Below are 23140 nucleotides of genomic sequence, written 5' to 3' on the forward strand. Positions count from 1 at the left end.
TTTTCCATGGAAAAATTGTATGCCACATGTTGAAAGATCCAATGTTGTGGGTCTTTTTGGTGGTTCCTTTAATCCACCGCATGCAGGGCATCTTTTTGTTGCAAAAATTGCCATTCGGCGTTTGCATCTTGATCAGTTATGGTGGATGATCACTCCAGGAAATCCTTTAAAGGATCGTACACAGTTGCTCTCTTTAGAGGAGAGAATGCAATTAAGTTTTAAACTTATTGACCATCCGAAAATTCGCCTAACAGGTTTTGAACAGGCTATAGGGAGCAAAGTATCAATAGATACAATTTTTCATATTCTTACCCATTACAGTGGCGTAAATTTTGTATGGATTATGGGGGCAGATAGTTTTATGACGATACATCATTGGTATCGATGGCATGATATCGTTTCTATGCTTCCTATTGCGATTATTGATCGTCCTTTAGGCAATCGGTCGGCACTTTCTTCTCCTATGGCACATATTTATCGTCGTTTTCGTTTGGATGAGAGAGAAAGTAAGCGATTACCTTTTATCAAGCCACCAGTTTGGACTTATTTGCATGGACCTTTATCTTTTCAATCTTCAACAAACCTGCGTTTGAAAAAGAATGATTTTTCTTGAACATTTCATAAGATTCTGCTTCTCTTTAGAGAAATCTCTTTTTAGATTCCACAATGATAAGAAAGGATATTGATCTGAAAAATATTGCACACAAACACTCTTACGATAGTATGCCTTCAAAAGAAAAAAAAGTTTTTTCTGTTAGAGAGAGTCTTGAAGTTATTCTCAAGAGCTTAGAAGATACAAAAGCAGAAGATATTGTTGCTATTGATATTCGGGGGAAGTCATCTTTGGCTGATTATATGGTCATAGCTTCAGCAAATTCGCAGCGTCATGTATCTTCTGTTGCTGATCATTTATTACATACTTGGAAAGATAGTGGGCAGGGGCTTGCGCGTGTAGAAGGGCTTGCTGGAGGTGACTGGGTATTGATTGATACAGGTGATATTATCATTCATCTTTTTCGTCCAGAAATTCGCCTTTTTTATAATTTAGAAAAAATATGGATGACTCCGGATTTAAACGATACAGCTTTGCTTCTCTTCGGAGATCATTAAAATGCAAATTTCTATTTTTGCGGTTGGTCGTATGAAAAGTGGGGCGGAGCAAAAATTAGTTCAGCATTATTTGGATCGTTTTTCTAAAATTTCTGGAGTTGTAGGCTTTCATTTAAAAAAATTACAAGAGATACCAGAAAGTCGTGCTCAAACAGCGTGTCAACGTATGGAGGAAGAGGGGAGAAGACTTATTGAATTTTTACCTGAAAAATGTCGATTAATTGTGTTAGATGAGCGTGGAGAATCGATTTCTTCAATTTCTTTTTCTGAAAAATTGAGGTGTTATCGTGATGAAGGCATTCGAGATGTCGTCATTGCTTTGGGAGGACCTGATGGACATAATGAACAAATAAGGAAGCATGCTGATTTTCTTTTATCTTTTGGTTTGATGACGTGGCCACATCAAATCGCACGTATTCTTCTTACAGAACAACTTTACCGCGCTGTGACAATCGAAAATAATCATCCGTATCATCGTTTTTAATATTTTTGTGCAATTTTTAGCACTTATTTATATATTTATTAATATTGTTTTAGCTGACACCATTTAAAGCATCTCTAATGTATACGATGAGGTGTCATGGTTGGGCAAATGAAAAAGCTTCTTCATAGAAAGATGCTATATTTATATGGGGAGTGCGTGATATTTGTCATTTTGCTCTTGAGTATGTTTTTTTGCTTTTCTGTATCGCATGCGGAAGATACAATGAGGAGTACGGAAGCACATAAAGAATTAGGAGAAATTCGCCAAAACATTTCACTTTCGCGTGAGCGTGTTGCTTTTCTTACGCATCAGGTTGAGCATTTAAAAAAAGATCAACGTGTTTTGAGTGATGCACTCATAAAGGCGGCTAAAGAAGAACGTACAGTAGCAGATGATATTGCTAAAAGGGAAGAAAAGCTTAAAAAAATGATAGAAGAGCGGGTACAAGTCTATCAAAGTTTAAAAAATCGTCGCACTGAATTTGCGGAAGTTCTTGCAATTTTGGAACGTATGGGATTGAATCCGCCTCCTGCTCTTATGATACAGCCAGAGGACGCGTTGGCTTCTATACGTAGTTCTGTTTTATTAGGTACTGTTATTCCTCAGATGCAAGAGAAAACACGAGATTTAACACAGAAACTCAAGGAGTTGACCAATTTGAGTAATTCCATTACTACGGAATATACGGCATTAAAGACAAAACTGCAAAATCAAGCAGAGCAGCGAAAACGTCTAGAGCTTTTATTAGACAAAAAAAACAAACTACAAAAAAAATCAGAAAAAGAACTTACAGAACAGCAACAAAAAAATATTGCTCTTGCTAAAAAAGCGCAGTCTTTGGAAGAATTGATTTTAGAGCTCGACCGTCAGTCAAAACTTAGCTCTGATGCATCAGTACAGGTACGGAAAAGTTTGCAATTGTTAGAACAGTCCAATTTTGAAAGCCGAAAAGGTTCTTTACTTTTTCCTGTTTCAGGAAAAAGAATACATCGCTCTAACAAAAATTCGCAGATTACGCGCTTTGGTGAAACGATAGAAACAGAGTCAGGAGCTGTTGTTATATCACCTGTAGATGCTTTTGTTGCTTTTGCTGGGCCATTTCGTTCTTACGGACAGTTAATTATTCTTAATGTTGGAAATGGTTATCATATTATTCTTACTGGAATGTCGAGAATTAATGTAAAACAGGGGCAGTTTGTCCTTTCTGGTGAGCCTCTGGGTATAATGGAGATGCAATTTATTTCAAACAGTGTTGCATTGGATATAGGAAAAACTTCTCCAATGCTTTACATTGAGTTTAGAAAGCAGGGAAAACCTGTAAATCCAACTCCTTGGTGGCAGACTGAAAAAATAAGAAGGAGCCAAAATGATTCGTAAAGTTATTCTTTTGGTCGCTGGGGTATTGCTCGGCGCCTGTTCAATGATTATGGTGCAGTCTGTTGCTGCGAATAATGAAGATAATGCATATAAAAAGCTAGCTATATTTGGCGATGTTTTTGAGCGCGTGCGTATGCAGTACGTTACAGTTCCAGATGATAAAAAGCTTATTGAAAATGCTATCAATGGCATGCTCACATCACTGGACCCTCATTCATCTTATTTGAATGCTGAAGAAGCCAAGGATATGCGGGATTCTACGAAAGGAGAGTTCGGAGGTCTTGGTATTGAGGTCACTATGGAAAAAAACTTGATTAAAGTTGTTTCACCAATGGATGATACTCCCGCTTCAAAAGCAGGTATTTTAGCAGGAGACCTTATTTCAAAAATTGATGATGTACAAACGAATGGTCAAACATTGAATGAAGCTGTTAATAAGATGCGAGGTGCTCCTGGAACACCAATTACCTTAACAATTATTCGTTCTGGTGTTGATAAGCCATTTGAAGTGAAGATTGTTCGTGATATTATCAAGGTAAAAGCGGTGAAGTATCGGGTTGAGGGCGATATTGGATATTTAAGAGTTATCCAGTTTTCTGAGCAGACATTAGGTAATCTTCTGGCGGCAATTAAAGATATCCAATCTAAAATTCCTGAAGATAAGCTAAAAGGTTACGTTCTTGATTTGCGACTTAATCCTGGTGGGCTTTTAGATCAAGCTGTTAATGTTTCGAGTGCTTTTCTCAATAAAGGTGAAATTGTGTCGACTCGTGGGCGCAAAAAGAGTGATGTGATAAGGTTTGATGCGAAGCCAGGTGATGTTATCCATGGAAAACCGCTCATTGTCCTTATTAATGGTGGTTCGGCAAGTGCTTCTGAAATTGTTGCGGGTGCATTACAAGATCATCGTCGTGCAACAATTTTAGGGACGCAGTCTTTTGGTAAAGGATCTGTTCAAACAATTATTCCTTTGGGTGAAAATGGAGCTTTACGCTTAACAACAGCACTTTATTACACGCCATCTGGCACTTCTATTCAAGGAACAGGGATCACGCCTGATATTATTGTAGAGCAACCACTCCCTGAAAAATATAAGGGTTATGATGTAAAAGTTGGTGAGTCTGCATTAAAAGGACATATCAAAGGAAAACGAGAGAGTAATAAAGGATCTGGTTCAGCTGCTTTTGTTCCGAAAGACCCTAAAGATGATATTCAATTGAATGAGGCCTATAAGCTGTTACGAGGTGAAATGGCAAATGCAGCATTTCCACCAGATCCCAATAAGGATGTGTTAAAGTGAGAAATGATATCTATAGCTTGCGATTTTGAGGAATATTAAATGGATGCAGGTATTAATTTGAAGATTCTTCCATATCGCAAATGTGTTGGGATTGTTGTCTTTAATCATGAGGGTAAAGTTTGGGTTGGGCGTCGTTTAATGACGCCTATTCATGCAGAGACTGAGATATCTCATCGTTGGCAGCTTCCTCAAGGAGGGATTGATGAAGATGAAAAACCATTAGATGCAGCATATCGTGAACTTTATGAAGAAACGGGTATTCGATCTGTAAAGTTGATTAAAGAAGCACAAAATTGGTTCCACTATGATTTTCCACAAGAACTTATTGGGTGTACATTAAGCAATAAATATCGTGGACAAATACAAAAGTGGTTTGCTTTCCAGTTTACGGGAAAGCTTTCTGAAATTGCGATTAATCCGCCACCAGATGGCAATAAAGCGGAATTCGATCAATGGAAATGGATTGATCTAGAAACCCTTCCGTTGATCGCTGTTTCTTTTAAAAAGCATGTCTATATGAAAGTTGTCAGCGAATTTCGAGGTAGCCTTAGACCATTATAAAAGCTATATGATTATGAGAAAGCTTTTTTATTAAGACGCTTTATATCATTTATAAATAATAAACATGTTTCTCTTTTATGTAAAGAACAGGAATATAAAATGAAAAAATTATTTAATTTACTTATAGTTTTTACTCTCTTGAGTATTTCATCTGTTGCATTTGCAACAAATTCAAAAACTCCTGCATCAAAAGATGCGGCAGCGACATTGCCAAATGGAGCTTCTTCTTTGACTGAAACCTACGGTTTGTGGACTATTAATTGTGGTATACAAGAAGGGAAAAGAATTTGTTTTATGCACCGTCAAGAAGTGAATGATCAGGGGCGTGTTGTTGTGGCTATGAGCCTTATTCTCAATGCTGAGGGTGTTGTATCTGGTAATTTAACAGTTCCTTTTGGCATTTTGGTTTCTAAGCCTGTTCGTTTACAAGTTGATGAGGGAAAAGCTGTTATCGAAACTGGTATTCGGACTTGTGTACCAGCAGGTTGCATGGTTCCTGTCGTTTTTGACAAAAATCACGTAGCAGCTTTACGTTCTGGAAAACAGTTAAAGTTGGCGATGACAATTGCTGCTGCAGGTGAACCAGCTTTGAATGATTTATTTGTTCAGCTCAATGGTTTTAGCAGTGCTCTTAACCGTTTGACAGCTTTGCAGAAATAATTTTAAAAATAAAATAAAAGCGGCCTTTAAAAGGCCGTTTTTAGTTTGTTTGTTTTCTATATATTAATAATTAAAACGATGAGATTTAAGATTAATCCTATAAGGGATATTCAGATTTTTTGCTGTTTCTTCTATTTTCATATGCTATTTTTAATTTTGATATTTGTTTTCTAGCTGCATCGTCATTAAATAGAGAGATGAAGAATCTAGATGTCTGGTTTTTATTCAAGAAAAAAGAGTATTGAAGTATAAAACCATTTTTTGATACAAAAACCTGCTTTAATGAAGGTTTTCTATACGCTCTTCTGTTTCCTCGATTGAAAGGGATGACGCATGATTTATGCATTGCTTCGGACGATTGATTTGATTTTTAATATTTATATTGATATTTTAATCGCTAGTGTCATTTTTTCTTGGCTTTATGTCTTTAATATCATAAATTCGCGCAATCGCTTTGTTGTTTTGATAGGAAGCTTTCTAAATCGTCTTACAAATCCGGTTCTAAGCCGTGTCCGGCAAATTTTACCAAATTTTGGAACAATTGATATTTCACCTATTGTAGTGTTCATTATTATTTATTTTATTCGTACTTTCATGTGGCGCGTTTACGCAAACATGTATTTATAGAAATATTACTTGAGGCGAATACATGTTTTATCAAGTTGATAAAAATAACTTGATTTTGTTTGTATATCTCATTCCCAAATCATCCGTTGACAAAATAATAGGGGTTGAATGTAGGGATGGTGAAAAACAATATCTGGTTATACGCCTTCGTGCTGTTCCTGAAGATGGAAAAGCGAATAAAGCTCTCATTAAATTTCTTGCGAAGCAGTGGAAAATACCATCTTCTTCTATTTCTCTGAAAAACGGCGCAATATCTCGCTACAAACAACTTTACTTTTCAACACATTTAGAAGAGCTAAAGCAGATATGGCAATCCTTTAGAGATTGCATCTCGTAGAAAAAATAAATAATAAAGCCTATTAAAAAAACAGGCTTTATTTTATTAAAATCGTTATATTTTTTTATTGCGCTCAACAGCTTTCTTAATTAATTCATGAGCAAAGTTTTTATCACGCCATCCTTCAATTTTAGCCCATTTTCCAGGTTCCAGATCTTTGTAATGCTTGAAGAAATGTTCAATTTGTTTGAGTGTAATCTCGGGAAGATCTGTATAGTCATGAATATTAATATAGCGTTTTGTTAATTTTGGAGTGGGAATGGCAATAATTTTTTCATCTTTACCACCATCATCTTCCATCATCAGAGCTCCGATGGGGCAAACATTGATAACACAACCAGGCATAAGTGGACGGGTATTACAGATAAGGACATCAATAGGATCACCATCATCTGAAAGTGTATGAGGGACAAAACCGTAATTTCCAGGATAAACCATTGATGTATGAAGAAAACGGTCAACAAATAATGCGCCCGACTTTTTATCCATCTCATATTTTATTGGTTGACCACCAAGGGAGACTTCCACAATAACGTTAATATCTTCTGGTGGATTTTTGCCTACAGGTATTTCCTTAATATTCATAGAGACATCCTTTCTGGGATATAGTGAGGCTCAATACAATTAAATATTTTATAAATATTTTACCAAAGAGATTATCAAATTAGCTTAAAATTGATGCACGTGTTTTTTCAAAACGTTTACGTTCATTAGGATCAAGATAGAGTTTGCGGAGACGAATATTTTTAGGGGTTACCTCCACAAGTTCATCATCTTGTATCCACGATAAGGCACGTTCTAATGTCATTCTAATGGGAGGCGTTAGCTTTACGGCTTCATCTTTTCCGGAAGCGCGCATATTGGTGAGTTTTTTTCCTTTTAACACATTAACTTCTAGGTCATTATCTCGTGAGTGGATGCCAATAATCATACCTTGATAGACTTTCACACCCGCATCGATGATCATAGGTCCACGATCTTCAAGATTAAAAAGAGCATAAGCGACAGATTCACCATTGTCATTTGAAATCATAACACCATTAACGCGACCAGCAATGTCTCCTTTATAAGGTTCATAAGCATGGAAAAGGCGATTCATAATTGCTGTACCACGTGTATCCGTTAAAAGTTCAGATTGATAACCAATGAGTCCTCTGGTTGGCGCATAAAAAACAAGTCGGACACGATTACCCCCAGAAGGGCGTAATTCCACCATTTCGCCCTTACGTTCAGACATTTTTTGTACAACAGTACCGGAATATTCTTCATCAACATCGATAACAACTTCTTCGATTGGTTCAAGAGTTATTCCATTTTCATCTTTTTGCATAACAACACGTGGGCGTGAAACACTAAGTTCAAATCCTTCACGGCGCATATTTTCAATGAGAACTGCAAGCTGTAATTCTCCTCGTCCTGAAACATAGAAAGAATCTTTATCGGCTGATTCTTCAATTTTAAGAGCGACGTTGCCTTCTGCTTCTTTTAACAATCTGTCACGAATGACACGACTTGTTACTTTATCGCCTTCAGTTCCAGCAAAGGGACTATCGTTGACGAGAAAACTCATAGTAACAGTAGGAGGATCAATTGGTTGGGCAGTAAGGGGTTCATTAACAGTAGGATCACAGAAAGTATCAGCAACGGTACCTTTTTGTAGACCTGCAATCGCAACAATATCACCAGCACTTCCTTCTTCAATAGGTTGCCGTTCTAAGCCACGAAATGCTAAAATCTTTGAAATACGCCCAGTTTCTAAAAGTTTTCCATCTTGTCCAAGAACCTTGACATTTTGGTTGGGTTTTAGAGAGCCAGAATGAATCCGCCCTGTAATAATTCGTCCCAAAAACGGATCCGCTTCAAGAATAGTTCCAATCATGCGAAACGGTCCTTCTGCTACACTAGGAGAAGGGACATGCTGCGTCACAAGATCAAATAAAGGACTTAATCCCTGATCTTTTGGTCCCTCGGGGGCTTCAGCCATCCATCCATCGCGTCCAGATCCATAAAGAATAGGAAAATCAAGCTGTTCGTCGGTTGCATCAAGAGCAGCGAAAAGGTCAAAAACCTCATTAATGACTTCATCAACGCGTGCATCAGGTCGGTCAATTTTATTAATAGCAACAATAGGGCGCAACCCCACTTTCAATGCTTTGCCAACGACAAATTTTGTTTGTGGCATTGGTCCTTCAGCAGCATCAACAAGTACAATGGCTCCATCAACCATATTTAGAATGCGTTCAACTTCTCCACCAAAGTCGGCGTGCCCTGGTGTATCAACAATATTAATTCGAGTATCTTTCCAAACAACAGATGTCACTTTCGCTAGGATTGTAATTCCGCGTTCTTTTTCAATATCGTTTGAATCCATCATACGTTCACTTGTACGCTGATTATCACGGAAGTTTCCTGATTGCTTGAGTAGTCCGTCTACAAGCGTTGTTTTCCCATGGTCAACGTGGGCAATGATGGCAATGTTACGCAATTGCATAAATTTTCTTCTTTTCGTTTAATGAAATTTCATTTGAGGCAGAGTCTTTACATTCTTTGCCTGACTATTACAAAACCTTTTACATGTTTTTTTATAATTTTGGAAGATGGAGGTAATATTTTTATGGTAAAACTATTCATCCAAGTCTTTAAGGCTCTATTAAGCTTCAATTACTGGAGCTTCGTAAAAAGTTTTTTATAGTACGGATGTTTTATTCTCGAGCTAAGAATTGTCCATAAAAATCACTGTCAATTTGATTTTTATCAATATGATGTAAGGAATTTATATGAACGCTTGTAAGAATAAGTAAGTATAAAGCTAGCTGTATTATTGTTGTCGTTTTGCAAAGAGATTGATAAAAATCCCGAAGATCTCTCAATCCATAGCCAATTTATTGACGATTGTACGACATTTTTATTCTAATAAAGCTTTTTCTTATTCTATAACTTGTCAATCAAAATCCAGATCTAATGCAACCGTGTATTTGAGGTAAATATTGAGACGATTAAGCATTTTATAAGAAGTTCTAGCTTTTGTATGCCAGATTGGGTCAATAGTTATATCTGTTTTATTTATTTATGAAACCGGAATACAGTCTTATTTAGAAGGAATATGAAGGCATCAAAAGAAAATTCTTATCTTTGCCGTTAAGACAAATTTATGCTTTCAAAAGCATCTAAGCAATATCTTTAAAACCATGAAGATAGTGCATTGCCTCACACTTTTGTTAATCGCATTCTCTAATAGGAGTATGCGTTTCATGCCAAACAGAACGCTTTAAACAGAATAGACTTGTTGTTGCATATTCATGTACTTAAGAGAGATTTTTGAACGTACACTACATCCATTTCATGATAGGGCTCATAAATGATATAATATACGCGAATAGTATACTATCAACACCGTTGTGAAGAAATATAAAGCCTATTGAGCATATCATTATTATTCTTTCTCAGCTGTCAATATTGCAACAGTTTTTGATGCGAGAGAGAGGATATAAGAAGTATTTAATTTTTTCTTGAATAGTTTTTAGCTATACACCAATCCCCTTTGTGACAGGCAAGAAGATAACTTTAATTCATTTAATATGAGAAGCTTTATGATGAGGCAAATTTACGATATTCGGAGCTGTTATTCAATAAAAATAATAAATTGTCTATGGAGCGATGCGCTAGAAAATAAATTAATGGAGCTTATTCTCTTCTGGAAAGATCTTAGGTTACATGACAAAGTCTTTCCAGAAGAAAGAGTTTTTACTTTACATGTTTAAAGAAGAGTTCCTGACAAAATGATGGAAGCTACAGAAAAATAGATTATAATGCCCATGACATCTACTAAAGTTGCCACAAAAGGCGCAGAAGCACTTGCTGGATCAAATTTTAAACCTTTAAGAATAAAAGGCAGCATAGATCCAGAAAGAGAACCAAAGGTAACGATTCCGACTAAAGCTGTACCTACTGTTGTCGAAACAGCAATCCAATGTTGCCCATAGTCGTAGATACCGAATTGTTGCCAAATAGCAATGCGCGTAATGCCAATAATTCCGAGTAAGAGACCAAGAGATAGTCCTGTTGGAATTTCACGAATGAACACTTTCCACCAGTCTTTCAACGTGAGTTCACGTAAAGCCAATGCACGGATAATAAGGGATGTAGCCTGTGAGCCGGAATTTCCTCCTGAGCTCATAATGAGAGGTATGAACAGTGTAAGAATAATCGCTTTTTCGAGTTCTGTTTCGAAATGTTGCATAGCACTTGCTGTCAGCATTTCACCGACAAAGAGTAAAGCGAGCCATCCGCCGCGTTTTTTCATCATTTCAGGAAACTTAATTTGCATATAGGGCTTATTAAGCGCTTCCATACCCCCAAATTTATAGGCATCTTCATTCATCTCATCAACCATAGTATCAAGAACGTCATCGACGGTTACAATGCCAATGACATGGTTACTTTCATCAACTACAGGCACAGAGAGAAGATCATGGCGCTGGAAAAGGCGTGCGATGTCTTCATGATGTGTGAAGGGCGATATTGTAATGGGCGAGTCATGGGTAGGGACATTAAGAATTTGTTCATCAGGTGAGGCAAGAATAAGGTTACGCAGTGAAACAGCTTTGAGAAGAATACCTGTTTTAGGGTCAATTACATAGCTGGTATAAACGGTTTCACGTGTTCGCTCGACCTCACGAATGTGATCCAAAGTTTTTTGTATAGTCCAGTTTGAAGGAACGGCTATAAACTCTGTTGTCATCAGTGCCCCTGCTGTATGATCAGGATAACTGGTGAGTTTCTTAAGTTCAGCGCGCGTTAAGGGTTTAAGCAAGGCATAAAGTCGTGTGCGGGTTTCTTTATCCATTTCTTGAAAGACGTCTGCAGCAGCATCGGCAGACATGCCATCAAGAATTTCAACAGCACGATTTATAGGGAGAAGTTCTAGGATGGAAGCAGGTTGCTCAAGCTCGGGTTTATCAAAAAGTTCGATAACATAATCAAGAGGCAGAAGACTAAGAATGGTTACACGTTCCATGATATCGAGGTCATTGATGATATCAATAGAGTCTGCAAAATGCTGATTTTTTAACTTTTCAGCGAGAGCTTCAGGAGAAAAATTTTTGAAGTCGAAGGTCGTTTTAATTTCAGTCATGATAAAGTACCTCCTGAAGAGTTGGAGAGTTGTAAATCTAGATAATAGATGAGATAAAAACAAAAGTTTATGGAAGATTTAAAAAAACTCCCCAGCTATATTCCCAATTGTTAATATTTGAAGTAAAGTCAAGGGTGAATTATAAGTTATAAACAAGTTTCTGAATCACTAAAACGAGAATACAGCTTAATTTGAGGATAATATAATATAAAAATCAGTTCTGATTTTTACCATCATTTCTTTAATGTAGTTTTGTGATTTTCAAAAGAATCTACAGCAATATTTTGTAAAGAGTGGAGATTATGCCTTTCTTCAAGTGTTTTTATTAATATGCAATTCTATTGTGGTGTGCGAGCGAATAATCTTTATTTCTCCAATATAATATGTTTTGAAATGAAAGAATTTTACGATTTCTAGTTTTTTATTCAATAGCGTTTGGAAAGGTCGTTTTGAAACTCACGAAATAGTTTTAGTATATTATCAATTTGTGTCGTAAAGATAATCGTTACAGCTTAAATTTATAATGGAGACATAAAGTATTATGACAAAAGCAGCAATGCTGGACTGGAAGGGATTTTCAGGTCTTCCTGATTTTTCTTCTATCAGTGATGAAGATTTTAAACCCGCTTTTGAACAGGCACTTCAAGAAGCCGAAGAAGAACTAGAGGCGATTGCGATGGTGCAAGAACCACCAACGCTTGAGAATTTTTTTCAGCCTTTTGAGCTTTGTGGCAAAGCGCTTGATCGTGTCTGTTCAATATTTTTCTTGCGCACCAGTGCTCATACGAATGTATTAATTCAACAGCTAGAGCAAGAGTTCGTTGTAAAACTTTCTCGGTATTCTTCAAAAATGATGATGGATGCACGGATATTTGCGAAAATAGATGCGCTTTATAAACAGTCGCAGCTGGGCATATTTGAGAGTGAAACAACACGTGTTCTTGAATTATGGTGGAAAAAGTTTGTTTGTCGTGGGGCAAAACTCGATGAAAAAGCTAAGAAACGGCTTTTGGAAATTAATGAAAGACTTGCTTTTTTAAATGCTACTTTTGGACAAAATGTCTTAAATGATGAAGCTGAATGGATTCTGTTTTTAAAACAGACCGACTTATCTGGTTTACCGCAAGATCTCATTGATTCAATGAAGGAAATTTCGTGTGAAAGAGGTAATGAAGAAGCGTATGCATTAACACTAGCACGTTCGATTGTTGAACCTTTTTTAAAATTCTCTGATCGTCGTGATTTGCGTGAGGTTGCATTCCAAGCTTGGGCTAAACGTGGTGAAAATAATAACAAGAATGATAATAAAACAATTATTGTAGAGATTGTTGCGCTTCGAGATGAGCAGGCTAAATTATTAGGATATAAATCTTTCGCAGATTTGAAACTCGATAATACCATGGCTAAAAGTGTTGATTCCGTTATGGATTTGCTTATGCCTGTATGGGAGCGCGCAAGAGCGAAGGCTTCTACTGAGCAAATTGAATTACAAAATTTTGCCAACAATCAGGGCAGCAATGAATCTTTAGCGGCTTGGGATTGGCGTTATTATGCTGAAAAACTTCGCACTGAAAAACTTTCTTTCGATAGCGCTGAGATTAAATATTATTTTCAGCTTGATCGTATGATTAAAGCGGCTTTTGGGGTAGCAGAAAAACTCTTTGGCATTACATTTGAAGAAAAAAACGCTGTTGCACTTTGGCATCCTGATGCACGTTTGTGGGAAGTAAAAAAGTCTGATGGAAGTCTACTTGGGCATTTCATTGGTGATTATTTTGCACGTTCTTCAAAACGGTCCGGTGCGTGGATGAGTAGTTTGCAATCACAATATAAATTGGATGGCGGACAAAAGCCTATTATCTACAATGTTTGTAATTTTGCTAAACCTTCTAAAGGGGAGGTTGCTCTTTTATCACTCGATGATGCGCGTACGCTTTTCCACGAATTTGGGCATGCATTGCATGGTTTGCTTTCTGATGTCACATGGCCATCTGTATCGGGAACATCGGTTTCGCGTGATTTTGTTGAGCTGCCTTCTCAACTTTACGAACATTGGTTAACTGTACCAAAGATTTTACAAACTTATGCTACGCATGCAAAAACAGGACATCCTATGCCGCAAGTATTAATGGATAAGGTTTTGTCAGCACAGACATTTAATGCTGGCTTTGCTGCAGTTGAATTTACTTCATCAGCTCTTGTAGATATGGCTTTTCATAAAGGACAAAAGGTAACTGATCCAACAGTGTTTGAACGCCAAGAATTAGAAAAGCTGCAAATGCCTGATACAATTATTATGCGCCATCGTCCTCCACATTTTACGCATATATTTTCAGGTGATGGTTACGCCGCTGGTTACTATTCTTATATGTGGTCGGAAGTCCTTGATGCTGATGCTTTTCAGGCTTTTGAAGAAACGGGAGATGTTTTTAATTCAGAGCTTGCTGATAAGTTGAAACGTTTTATTTACTCTGCTGGGGGAAGTCGTGATCCAGAGGAGCTTTATAAAGCTTTTCGGGGACGGATGCCTTTACCAGAGGCAATGATTAACAAACGTGGACTATAAGATATAACGGTATGGTTAATACCATGCCGTTTTCATATTATTCGAAAAATGCAGTTGTGATTTATGCAAATTTTCTCTTCACCATAGCTCTGTAAACAGAGTTTTTTATCTTATTTGCTTTTTGTTTACGGAGGAAATTAGATTTTGTATTTTTAAGAGACATTATGGGAAAGAAAAATTATCAGCTCGATCTTTTTGATGCCCATTTGATGGAAACCATGATTTTTTTATAAAACTTGACTTTCTTTTGCCTAAAAGGTGAGTGTTTTGTTGTGCCATATCATCGAGGCTCATTGGAGGCTGACGCATAATATTACTCCGCTCTTTATTCTCTGATTCTTGTATAAGTTTTTGAATAACTTGATCGGTTGAGTAAGGATTTTCATGAGAAAAGGCATAAAAATTTAAAATATTTTTCAATGGTTTTTCTAAATAAGAGGCAAGTTTTTTCTTTCCTTCAGAGGTGAAATGCATGCCATTATTGGTGCGTAATTTGGTTATTTTTCCATTAATATCATAGCCTGAAAAAGAAAAATTTCCTTCTTCATCACTAAAGCCGCTCCAGATATCGAGGAAATATCCTCCTGCTGTTTCTGTTTCTTGTTTGTAGAGCGCATTAAAAATTTTCATTTTTTGTGTCAAAAGGTCATTTCCAAAAGAAGGCTGACTTATCCATATCCATGATTTTCCAGAGGCATGAAGACTTTCAGCAATTTCGATAATTCTTTGTTTGTAGATGTGCATCCATTCTGATTGATCTGTGTTAATTGTGCTATAAGAGTCTGTGATTGGTTGATTATCATTTGCACCGATCATCATGATAATAACATCGGGGTTATTTTGATCAATGAGTTTAGAAATATTGCTTTGCCAAGAATAATAATCCGTTCGAACTAAGCCGGAAGCTGGCATTGCGTTGTTCATGATAACGATATCGCTATTATTTATAAAAAACTTCTTAAGTGCATCGGCAACAGCAGAAGCTGTAAAATCCCCTATGACAAGAATGCGCTTTGCATTCTCATTTTTTAGCTTTTGTATATTTTTTTGTGTTACGATCTTTTTTTGCGGCTTGTCTATTTTTTGTTCTATAATTTGCGGTGGTTGTTGCGTCTGTTTGTTATGTTGTGATAACCATTTGAAGAAGTTCGTTGCTTTACTTGGGGATGGCTGTATGAGCCCCACAATAGAAAGTGAAAATAGCAATAATGTCAAGTATATCAGGCGAACAGAAGACAAAACCTTAGTCTCCATTATTGTTTGCGCAGGAGAAAAAGCACTTGAGATGATGGATATCCATTTGCTTTTAGACCGTGACGTAGTTGAAAGGCTTTAATTGCTTTGCGAGAAGCTGTTCCGATTTTTCCATCAACATTCCCTTTATAATAGCCCAGTGCACTTAAGCGAGATTGCAGTTCTTTGCATTCTTGGAAAGTAAGAGGTTGAAAAGGTCTTTGCCAATCATGCACCAATCCAGGATGTCCAGCGATGCGATCAGCAAGAAGAGCAACAGCAAACGCATAACGATCTGCATTATTATAATGTTTCAGAACAAAGAAATTTTTTGTGACTAAAAATATAGGTCCTTTTGCTCCATCTGGATATTTTAATATTGCTTGTTCAGCTAATGTAGGAAGAGGATGCCCATTTGCGTGTTTTACACCTAATTTTTTCCATTGCTCAAAGGAATACCACCCTTCAGGAAGGTTTTTCCCCTGCGGCACTTTTACCTCTACTCCCCAAATAAGATTAGGTTGCCAGCCATTTTTGTGGAGAAGGTTAGCAGCAGTAGCCAGAGCATCTGGAACAGAGTTCCAGATATCACGCCGTCCATCCTGGTCCATATCAACTGCATAGGCGAGATAACTGCTTGGAATAAATTGTGTATGCCCCAATGCACCGGCCCAAGATCCAGTGAGTTGAGAGCGTTTAATTTCGCCACTTTGTAAAATTTTCATAGCAGCAATCAGCTGTGTATGTGCATATTTTGCACGTTTTTTATCAGCATAGGCTAGAGTTGCAAGAGAGCGAATGGTATCACGCATTACACTTTTATTGGCTAAAACTTTCCCATAGTTGCTTTCCATTGACCAAATAGCAAGCAGAATATTGCGGTCAACACCAAAACGTTTTTCAATTTGAAGAAGCCATTTGTTCCATTTTTGAGTTTGGCGCCGTCCTTCTACAATTGCAATATCATGGATACGATTATCGAAATAGTTCCATGAAGGAGCAACAAATTCTGGTTGGTATGCGGCGCTTTTTAGAACTTCTGGATCAATGGCATTAACACCTTTAAATGCCATATGAAACGTAGAAGGGGTAATATTGTGAGAAATAGCTATTTTTTTAAATTCTTTAATCCAGTGTTTAAATCCGCTATCAGCATATGAAAGGGATACAAAAAACATTAAAAAAGCAGAAAAAATAACGGCAGAGCCAGTGAGAAGAGTTCTCCAAGTTATTGACTTCTCTAAAAAAGAGAAAGTCTTCAATTCTGTTTTTTGCATTTTGAAATCCCCATTAATATTCAATTTATTAGATGTGCAATAACTTTATCTTGTATTTAGTTGAATCGATAATATGATCAAGAAGAGGAGAAAACTAAAATAAATAATTCATTTTAATCTTTGCAATAAATTCTCATATTCTCTTTTACATTTTTGATTGTCCATTATAATGATAATCAAAACAATAAGATATCTTTTTTACCATTTCGTAAAAACATATGTTAAATAAAACAAAAAATATATGAATTCATTGAGGAGGATGAGTGTGCGTAAAATCCGGAAAGCTGTATTTCCAGTAGCAGGTCTTGGTACGCGTTTTCTTCCTGCGACAAAAACAATTCCTAAAGAAATGCTAACAGTTGTTGATAAACCTGTTATTCAATATGTTGTGGATGAGGCGAGGGAGGCTGGTATTGAGCATTTTATTTTTGTGACTGGACGTAACAAAGCAGTCATTGAGGATTATTTTGATGCGCAAGTTGAATTATACACGACACTTGCTGAATGTGGAAAGAAAGAAGATCTTGCACATTTATACCGTTTACAGCCATTACCAGGGTCAACTTCTTTCACTCGGCAACAGCAACCTTTGGGATTAGGGCATGCTCTTTGGTGTGCGCGTGAATTAGTTGCAGGGGAACCTTTTGCTTTGTTATTACCCGATATGCTGATTCAAGCCAAAAAGGGATGTCTTTCTGAGATGATTCGTCTTTATGAAAAGGTGGGGGGGGGAAATATTATTGCAGTTCAGGAATGCGATCTTGAGGAAGCACATAAATACGGTATAGTTGGCAAAGGTAAACAGATTGCCAATGGTTTTAAAATCACAAAAATGGTAGAAAAACCAGTGCTAGGAACGGCACCATCAAATTTGTACATCAATGGACGTTATATTTTGCAGCCAGAAATTTTTAATATTCTTTCCACTCAAGAACGAGGAACAGGAAATGAAATTCAATTAACAGATGCTATGATACGGCTTTCAAATGAACAAGATTTTTGGGGGTTGCAAGTAGAAGGGCGCACTTTTGATTGCGGTTCTAAAGCTGGTTTTATTGAAGCCAACGTTGCATTTTCTTTGGCACGCGCTGATATGCACAGCCATGTTTCTGCCTCATTGAAAAATTTACTGGAAACCATTAATGTTGAAAAATAATATAGATCTCTCATTTAATTTTATTGATCGAATTTGATTATGATAACACCGTCTCCTCATATGGCTTTGCAAGGTGCTGTTGCATCAGCGCTTAAAACACTTGCCAGTGAAAAGCAGGGGCTTGAAGTCCTTGAAAAAGCTCTTCTGGGAAGTCTTTCTTCTTCTTTTGAAGCGGCTGTTCAAACTATTAGAAATGCTCGTGGACATGTGGTAATTACTGGTCTTGGGAAAAGTGGTCATATAGGGACAAAAATTGCAGCAACTTTAGCTTCAACTGGAACGCCTGCCTTTTTTGTTCACGCTGCAGAAGCCAATCATGGTGATCTTGGTATGATTGGATCTGATGATGTTATTCTTGCTTTATCATGGTCTGGTGAAACTCAAGAGTTAAGTGGTATTATCAGTTATGCGGCGCGTTTTCGTATCCCCCTTCTTGCGATGACATCAAGTGAGTGCTCTGTATTAGGACGACAAGCTGACATTGTTTTATTATTACCAAAGATAGAAGAGGCTTGCCCCCATGGGCTTGCTCCTACCACTTCAACAATTATGCAATTGGCAATGGGAGATGCATTAGCGGTTTCTCTTTTAGAAATGCGTGGTTTTACCGCAACGGATTTCAAAATATATCATCCTGGTGGTTCTCTTGGTGCAAGCCTTAAATACGTGTGTGATATTATGCACGAGGGTGATAATATTCCTTTGGTTATGCAGGGAACATCTATGATTGAAGCGATGAATGTTTTGGTGGAAAAGCATTTTGGTTGTGTTGGTGTTGTGAATCAAGAAGGCGAACTAATCGGAATTGTAACCGATGGCGATCTTGCACGTAACATGCATTTTAATTTATCAAAATTTAATGTTGACGAGGTGATGACCAAGGCTCCTAAAGTTGTAAAACCAAATACACTTGTTGGTGCAGCAACAGCTTTCATTAATGATCATCATATTGGTGCATTTTTCGTGGTTGAAGATAAAAAACCGATAGGAATTGTTCATTTTCATGATCTTTTGCGCATTGGCGCTGCCTAGATTAAAGTTTCCCTATCAAATAAAATGTTATTTTAGGTTAAAATAGATTGAATGATACAAAGTCACAGTTTTATTGTGAGGTGACTTTACTGATATTCTGTGGAAGAAAATGGTTATTTTACGCTGTTTAGAAAATTTTCAGGATAAAGATTATATTAGTCTCTTTGCGTATTTTAGAGAGGATTTCCTATCAGGAGGAGAAAGGATCGCCTCCTGCTTAATGTATGTGCCCCCTCTGTTCTTAAGAGAGGCTTCCCTTGTACGTTGTTTAAGATTTCCGCTTAAGGAAAAACTGTGCTCCTGTATGTGAGGTGCAGAGAAGTTGTGTGGCGTCATATGACATTGTACAATTGACTCTAGAAATTGTTCCACGGAGAATAGAGCGTATTTCAATTTCTATATTTTGGGCATTGAGATAATTATATGCCCCTTCTGATAGTTTTTCTTCTGTATCTGCTGCACGCGTTTCAAAAACACCATTGTGGAAAGAAGAAATAATACCATTCTCATCAACCCATTTTCCATCAATTCCAGTTGGCATATTTGAGTTATAATATTGCGAAAAGCTACAGGCACTTAACAGCAAGGTGGTAGTTGTAAGACATAAAATATGATAGGTATGTTTCATTTATTGCACTCTATTTAGATTATTTTGCTCTCTAGTTTTTATAACATTATTAAATTACTCCATGAGTCAATATGAAAAATTTGATGAAAATCAATGAAAAAGCAAAAAAATGGAAAAAAATGCCTTAATGTTGTATTTAATTAATAGCTTGATGAAGTTCGTAAGTGAAACACAAGAGGTGAAATATTTCTTATGGTTTACAACAATTTTTATATTAAGCTGCTGAGTAGTCTCAAAGGAGATTATTGACATTATGGTTGGTCCCATTCTTGTTGCGAGTGAAGATTATGGAAGACGTATAGAACTTTCTGCTATGCTGCGAGGTTTTGGTTATCGTGTCATTGAAGCAGAAAATGGTCTCCGTACGATTGATCTTTTACACAGGCGTAAAAACATTGTGCTTGCACTCCTTGATGTCGTTATGAGTGATTTGAGTGTGAGCGATTTGATTAAAATGATTAGAGTTGCTGGTGTTTCTGTTCCTATTGTCGTTATAGCACAACAAGAGAATCAGAATTTACTCCAGAAGGCTTTAACAGCTGGAGCTATTGATTATTGGATCCACCCAGTAACATTATTACGCGTAAGGGTTACTTTGGATATTCTTGCTCTTATTTCTGCCTTGGAGCATGAAGTTCGAGATATTCGGCGAAAAAAAGAGAATCATTTACGGTTTTCTGATCTTTGCATAAAAAGTAGAGCTATGCAGGTAGTGTTAGAACAATCGAGACAAGCAGCAACTTCTTTACAGAATCTTTTGATAGAGGGGGAAGTTGGAACAGGACGTGAGACATTAGCTCGGATTATTCATCATGAGGGATTATTCTCGGAAGGTGTTTTTATTCGCTTTCAATGTTCAGCCATCGTTGATCCAGAAGAAGAAAATCAGCAGTGGTTTAAAGAATTCCTACCATTGGTTTCTTCTCTTGAAAAAGGGACACTTTGCCTTTGTGATATTGATCGACTTGAGCCCATACAGCAAAAACGGTTTGCTCATTACCTTAAAGAAAGGGAAAGGGATACAAAAGGAGATTTTTTCCCTTTTCGGATCATTGCTATTTCAACATCGCGTTTAAAGGATTTGGTTAAAGAGAACTTTTTTTTGCATAGTTTGTTTGAACAATTTTCTCACTTGTCTATTAGCGTCCCTGCTTTACGAGAATTAAGGGATGATTTTCCAGAGATCACACAACGTTTGATTGATCGTATTATCACCGAAACAGGGCGGTCACATGTCCATGGTTTAGCAGGATCTGCTCTTTCCTTGCTTATGCAGTATGATTGGCCTGGTAATAAAAATGAGCTTGAAAACTTTTTATTTCGTGCGATTTTACTCAGTGAAGGACCGTTATTAACTGTTCGAGATTTTCCGCAATTAATGGGAAATCCATTAATGAATGTTCCCAATATCATTGAGGATAATATGCAAGAAGATAATGAACAAGAATCTATAAAATTTTTGAATACTGATGGGCATGTGCGTACTTTTGCAGAGATGGAACATGATATTATCGAGAAAGCGGTTAAACATTATAAAGGACATATGAGTGAGATTGCGCGCCGCCTTCATATTGGTCGCTCTACACTTTATAGAAAAATGGAAGAATTGCGAGCAATAAGAAATCAAGAAAGAAAGTAAAATTCATAACAAATCTCTCTTCATGACAAGTATGAGTTTCAAAAAAATAGAGTGGATTTTGATAAAGTCCGTGGGGGGCTTAAGAAAACAATCATTTATTGTAAAATTTATCTATAGAGGATGATTTTGTAGATTTAAATGAAATATAAATTTTATGTGACTATTTTAATCGTCTGTTTCAGTTTATACAATTTTAGTTGAGTTTACATTTATTAAAGCAGAGAAGCATTTTTAAAAACTTTTAAATACTACCGCTAAAATTTTTGTATCATTAATATTAAATTTATACTCTCTTAAGCAAGAGGTGGCATTTTATCTGCTACACGGTTAAGATAAAGTGATTAGTATTATCGTTTGCATTACTGATGATGCGATAGCTTAAAATAGAAAGTTTGTCCTCTTTGACTCTTTTACATATTGTTATTGGTTTTGTCCTCTTTTTTTTTATTGCATCTATGTTGGCAATCTACACCTATGGGCGTTTTATGAAAAATGCTAGGGGGCAATGTTCTTATGCGCTACCTATTCAGAAAGATGAAACTAAGCTTGATCGTATCATTAGTCAATTAGCTGAGGAAGAAAATGGATTGGGGATTGATAAAGATGCCCTTTCCCTCATTATCAGCAATTTGGATGCGTTTTGTGTTCGTGCAATAGGAGCTGCAGAGGCTGGGCGTAGCCTTGATCTGATGTATTATATTTGGGATGATGATTTAACAGGGCGTCTATTATTAAGTGAAATAGTTAAGGCAGCGGATCGGGGTGTTCGGGTACGGCTTCTTTTGGATGATATTAATGCTCAAGCACGTGATCCAGCTTATATTGCGCTAGATAAACATCCTCATATCGAGGTGAGAGTGTTTAATCCAGGACGATCGCGTAAAGGTGGATTACGTCGTGGTTTAGAGATTATATTACGGGCGATTACTGTTACACGTAGAATGCATAATAAAGCTTTTATTGTTGATGGTAGGATCGCTTTTGTAGGAGGACGTAATCTTGCAGATTCTTATTTTGATGCTGGTGAAGAATCCCATTTTCGAGATTTAGATTTGATGTTAATCGGACCCTCTGTTAAAAAGGTGGAAAGTATTTTTGATGATTTTTGGAATAGTGCTGTTGTTTTGCCAATTCATACTTTGGTTGTTCCTAAAAGCGCAAGTGATCTTAGCTATTGGAAGGATAAATTACAAAAATTTCGGGATTCCAAGGTTGCAAAAGTTTATTTAGATTATGTCAAAGAGCACATTAATTTTGATTGTTTTATTCAAACAGGAAGGCGGTTATTTTTAGCAGAAAAAGTTGTTGTTCTTTCTGACCCTCCAGAAAAAGCATTGCGTAAAAAAGCAAGCAATTGGCTTATGAAGGCACTTTCAAAGGTTATTGGAAATGCCCAAAAAACGGTTCAGATTACGTCACCTTATTTTGTTCCTGGTAAGGTTGGAACGCAGAATTTTAGTAATTTGGTTTCAAAGGGTGTTGATGTCAAAATTCTGACGAATTCTTTAGCAGCTACTGATGTAGCATTGGTGCATGGTGGTTATGTATCGTATCGTAAGGCGTTGTTGAAAAGTGGTGTTAAGCTTTATGAATTAAAAGCGGAGGGCAACACCCATGGGTTACGGTTGTTTCGATCGAGTAAGGCAAGTTTACATGCCAAAGCTTTTTTAATTGATCGTAAAACAGCTTTTATTGGATCTTTAAATTTTGATCCAAGATCAGCATCATTAAATACAGAAATGGGCATTCTTTTTGAATGTGCTCCCATTACAGCAAGATTAGATTTGTTGTTTTCTGAAGAAATCACAGGGGAAATGAGCTATCATCTGCGTCTTGGTAATAATAATCGTATTTATTGGGATTTTATTGAAAATGAAAAAAAATATAGCATTGACCATGAGCCAGAAAGCAGTTTTTGGCGTCGCGCATTTGCAAAAATAATAAGTTGGTTACCTATTGAATCACAATTGTAAATTTTTATAAACCAAAAAAAATATTTATTTTTCTTTTCATTTTGTT

The 23140-nt window shown here is 36.7% G+C and carries 20 protein-coding genes; 14 read left to right on the forward strand and 6 right to left on the reverse strand.

Features of this window, described 5'->3' with window-relative positions; translation table 11 throughout:
• Positions 1-19 precede the first annotated feature (19 nt).
• The 9 genes from ACFIKB_RS01310 (at position 20) to ACFIKB_RS01350 (ending at position 6456) form a co-directional block, all read left to right on the forward strand.
• On the forward strand, positions 20-613 hold the full coding sequence (locus ACFIKB_RS01310; protein ID WP_375652614.1) for a nicotinate-nucleotide adenylyltransferase: 594 nt from the start codon (positions 20-22) through the stop codon (positions 611-613).
• 53 nt (positions 614-666) lie between these two features.
• Positions 667-1110, forward strand: coding sequence for a ribosome silencing factor (rsfS, locus tag ACFIKB_RS01315; RefSeq protein WP_375639212.1), 444 nt, complete (start codon positions 667-669; stop codon positions 1108-1110).
• 1 nt (position 1111) lies between these two features.
• Positions 1112-1594, forward strand: coding sequence for a 23S rRNA (pseudouridine(1915)-N(3))-methyltransferase RlmH (rlmH, locus tag ACFIKB_RS01320; RefSeq protein WP_375636030.1), 483 nt, complete (start codon positions 1112-1114; stop codon positions 1592-1594).
• Positions 1595-1690: 96 nt separating this feature from the next.
• Positions 1691-2971 (forward strand): murein hydrolase activator EnvC family protein, encoded by a 1281-nt coding sequence (locus ACFIKB_RS01325; protein WP_375636029.1) that lies wholly within the window; start codon positions 1691-1693, stop codon positions 2969-2971.
• Positions 2961-4271, forward strand: a complete 1311-nt coding sequence (locus ACFIKB_RS01330) for a S41 family peptidase (protein ID WP_375644656.1) — start codon at positions 2961-2963, stop codon at positions 4269-4271. The genes ACFIKB_RS01325 and ACFIKB_RS01330 overlap by 11 nt, the downstream gene beginning before the upstream one ends.
• A 39-nt stretch (positions 4272-4310) precedes the next feature.
• A complete protein-coding gene (locus ACFIKB_RS01335; protein WP_375636027.1) occupies positions 4311-4832 on the forward strand; it encodes an RNA pyrophosphohydrolase in 522 nt (173 codons plus the stop codon).
• A gap of 99 nt (positions 4833-4931) precedes the next feature.
• Positions 4932-5492, forward strand: coding sequence for an invasion associated locus B family protein (locus ACFIKB_RS01340; RefSeq protein WP_375644655.1), 561 nt, complete (start codon positions 4932-4934; stop codon positions 5490-5492).
• Between the two features lie 333 nt (positions 5493-5825).
• Entirely contained in the window at positions 5826-6119 is a 294-nt protein-coding gene (locus tag ACFIKB_RS01345) for a YggT family protein (protein WP_375647153.1), read from the forward strand.
• A 22-nt stretch (positions 6120-6141) separates the two neighbouring features.
• The gene (locus ACFIKB_RS01350; protein WP_012754584.1) at positions 6142-6456 is read left to right on the forward strand and encodes a DUF167 domain-containing protein; all 315 of its coding nucleotides are present in this window, start codon (positions 6142-6144) and stop codon (positions 6454-6456) included.
• A gap of 54 nt (positions 6457-6510) precedes the next feature.
• On the opposite strand, the gene ppa is transcribed toward ACFIKB_RS01350, so the two are convergent.
• From ppa to mgtE, 3 genes are all read right to left on the reverse strand, one after another.
• Positions 6511-7041: an inorganic diphosphatase gene (ppa, locus tag ACFIKB_RS01355; protein WP_375644653.1), complete on the reverse strand. Its 531-nt coding sequence runs from the start codon at positions 7039-7041 to the stop codon at positions 6511-6513.
• Positions 7042-7120: 79 nt separating this feature from the next.
• Positions 7121-8947 (reverse strand): translational GTPase TypA, encoded by a 1827-nt coding sequence (typA, locus tag ACFIKB_RS01360; protein WP_375652616.1) that lies wholly within the window; start codon positions 8945-8947, stop codon positions 7121-7123.
• Positions 8948-10213: 1266 nt separating this feature from the next.
• Positions 10214-11590, reverse strand: coding sequence for a magnesium transporter (gene mgtE / locus ACFIKB_RS01365; protein ID WP_375636024.1), 1377 nt, complete (start codon positions 11588-11590; stop codon positions 10214-10216).
• Positions 11591-12131: 541 nt separating this feature from the next.
• Here mgtE and ACFIKB_RS01370 point away from each other — a divergent pair.
• Complete coding sequence (locus tag ACFIKB_RS01370) at positions 12132-14156, forward strand: M3 family metallopeptidase (RefSeq protein WP_375652618.1); 2025 nt, start codon at positions 12132-12134, stop codon at positions 14154-14156.
• A 162-nt stretch (positions 14157-14318) separates the two neighbouring features.
• Here ACFIKB_RS01370 and ACFIKB_RS01375 read toward each other — a convergent pair whose 3' ends face one another.
• Both ACFIKB_RS01375 and ACFIKB_RS01380 read right to left on the reverse strand, forming a co-directional pair.
• A complete protein-coding gene (locus ACFIKB_RS01375; protein ID WP_375636022.1) occupies positions 14319-15395 on the reverse strand; it encodes an SGNH family hydrolase in 1077 nt (358 codons plus the stop codon).
• Between the two features lie 14 nt (positions 15396-15409).
• A complete protein-coding gene (locus ACFIKB_RS01380) occupies positions 15410-16666 on the reverse strand; it encodes a lytic murein transglycosylase (RefSeq protein ID WP_375652619.1) in 1257 nt (418 codons plus the stop codon).
• Positions 16667-16931: 265 nt separating this feature from the next.
• Here ACFIKB_RS01380 and ACFIKB_RS01385 point away from each other — a divergent pair, with 265 nt between their 5' ends.
• Positions 16932-17822 carry a UTP--glucose-1-phosphate uridylyltransferase gene (locus ACFIKB_RS01385; RefSeq protein WP_375636020.1) on the forward strand — a complete coding sequence of 297 codons (891 nt, stop codon included), beginning with the start codon at positions 16932-16934 and terminating at the stop codon, positions 17820-17822.
• 39 nt (positions 17823-17861) lie between these two features.
• Positions 17862-18854, forward strand: coding sequence for an SIS domain-containing protein (locus tag ACFIKB_RS01390; RefSeq protein ID WP_375636019.1), 993 nt, complete (start codon positions 17862-17864; stop codon positions 18852-18854).
• A 268-nt stretch (positions 18855-19122) separates the two neighbouring features.
• Here the strand turns inward: ACFIKB_RS01390 and ACFIKB_RS01395 are convergent, their stop codons facing one another.
• A complete protein-coding gene (locus tag ACFIKB_RS01395; protein ID WP_375636018.1) occupies positions 19123-19482 on the reverse strand; it encodes a hypothetical protein in 360 nt (119 codons plus the stop codon).
• 253 nt (positions 19483-19735) lie between these two features.
• On the opposite strand from ACFIKB_RS01395, the gene ACFIKB_RS01400 reads away from it, so the two are divergent.
• Both ACFIKB_RS01400 and ACFIKB_RS01405 read left to right on the forward strand, forming a co-directional pair.
• Positions 19736-21121, forward strand: a complete 1386-nt coding sequence (locus tag ACFIKB_RS01400) for a sigma-54-dependent transcriptional regulator (RefSeq protein ID WP_375636017.1) — start codon at positions 19736-19738, stop codon at positions 21119-21121.
• A gap of 401 nt (positions 21122-21522) precedes the next feature.
• Positions 21523-23094: a phospholipase D family protein gene (locus ACFIKB_RS01405; protein ID WP_375644648.1), complete on the forward strand. Its 1572-nt coding sequence runs from the start codon at positions 21523-21525 to the stop codon at positions 23092-23094.
• The last annotated feature ends 46 nt before the right edge of the window (positions 23095-23140 follow it).

The sequence above is a fragment of the Bartonella sp. MR110HLJHH genome (genome assembly GCF_042194225.1).
GTDB lineage: Bacteria > Pseudomonadota > Alphaproteobacteria > Rhizobiales > Rhizobiaceae > Bartonella > Bartonella grahamii.

What these genes read in the sequence shown, in the direction of transcription:
- rsfS (WP_375639212.1), top strand. Translation starts at nt 667, where the DNA reads ATGATAAGAAAGGATATTGATCTGAAAAATATTGCACACAAACACTCT.
- ppa (WP_375644653.1), bottom strand. Translation starts at nt 7,041, where the DNA reads ATGAATATTAAGGAAATACCTGTAGGCAAAAATCCACCAGAAGATATT.
- typA (WP_375652616.1), bottom strand. Translation starts at nt 8,947, where the DNA reads ATGCAATTGCGTAACATTGCCATCATTGCCCACGTTGACCATGGGAAA.
- ACFIKB_RS01335 (WP_375636027.1), top strand. Translation starts at nt 4,311, where the DNA reads ATGGATGCAGGTATTAATTTGAAGATTCTTCCATATCGCAAATGTGTT.
- ACFIKB_RS01345 (WP_375647153.1), top strand. Translation starts at nt 5,826, where the DNA reads ATGATTTATGCATTGCTTCGGACGATTGATTTGATTTTTAATATTTAT.
- ACFIKB_RS01350 (WP_012754584.1), top strand. Translation starts at nt 6,142, where the DNA reads ATGTTTTATCAAGTTGATAAAAATAACTTGATTTTGTTTGTATATCTC.
- rlmH (WP_375636030.1), top strand. Translation starts at nt 1,112, where the DNA reads ATGCAAATTTCTATTTTTGCGGTTGGTCGTATGAAAAGTGGGGCGGAG.
- ACFIKB_RS01380 (WP_375652619.1), bottom strand. Translation starts at nt 16,666, where the DNA reads ATGCAAAAAACAGAATTGAAGACTTTCTCTTTTTTAGAGAAGTCAATA.
- ACFIKB_RS01325 (WP_375636029.1), top strand. Translation starts at nt 1,691, where the DNA reads ATGGTTGGGCAAATGAAAAAGCTTCTTCATAGAAAGATGCTATATTTA.
- ACFIKB_RS01395 (WP_375636018.1), bottom strand. Translation starts at nt 19,482, where the DNA reads ATGAAACATACCTATCATATTTTATGTCTTACAACTACCACCTTGCTG.
- ACFIKB_RS01310 (WP_375652614.1), top strand. Translation starts at nt 20, where the DNA reads ATGCCACATGTTGAAAGATCCAATGTTGTGGGTCTTTTTGGTGGTTCC.
- mgtE (WP_375636024.1), bottom strand. Translation starts at nt 11,590, where the DNA reads ATGACTGAAATTAAAACGACCTTCGACTTCAAAAATTTTTCTCCTGAA.
- ACFIKB_RS01400 (WP_375636017.1), top strand. Translation starts at nt 19,736, where the DNA reads ATGGTTGGTCCCATTCTTGTTGCGAGTGAAGATTATGGAAGACGTATA.
- ACFIKB_RS01370 (WP_375652618.1), top strand. Translation starts at nt 12,132, where the DNA reads ATGACAAAAGCAGCAATGCTGGACTGGAAGGGATTTTCAGGTCTTCCT.
- ACFIKB_RS01330 (WP_375644656.1), top strand. Translation starts at nt 2,961, where the DNA reads ATGATTCGTAAAGTTATTCTTTTGGTCGCTGGGGTATTGCTCGGCGCC.
- ACFIKB_RS01390 (WP_375636019.1), top strand. Translation starts at nt 17,862, where the DNA reads ATGATAACACCGTCTCCTCATATGGCTTTGCAAGGTGCTGTTGCATCA.
- ACFIKB_RS01340 (WP_375644655.1), top strand. Translation starts at nt 4,932, where the DNA reads ATGAAAAAATTATTTAATTTACTTATAGTTTTTACTCTCTTGAGTATT.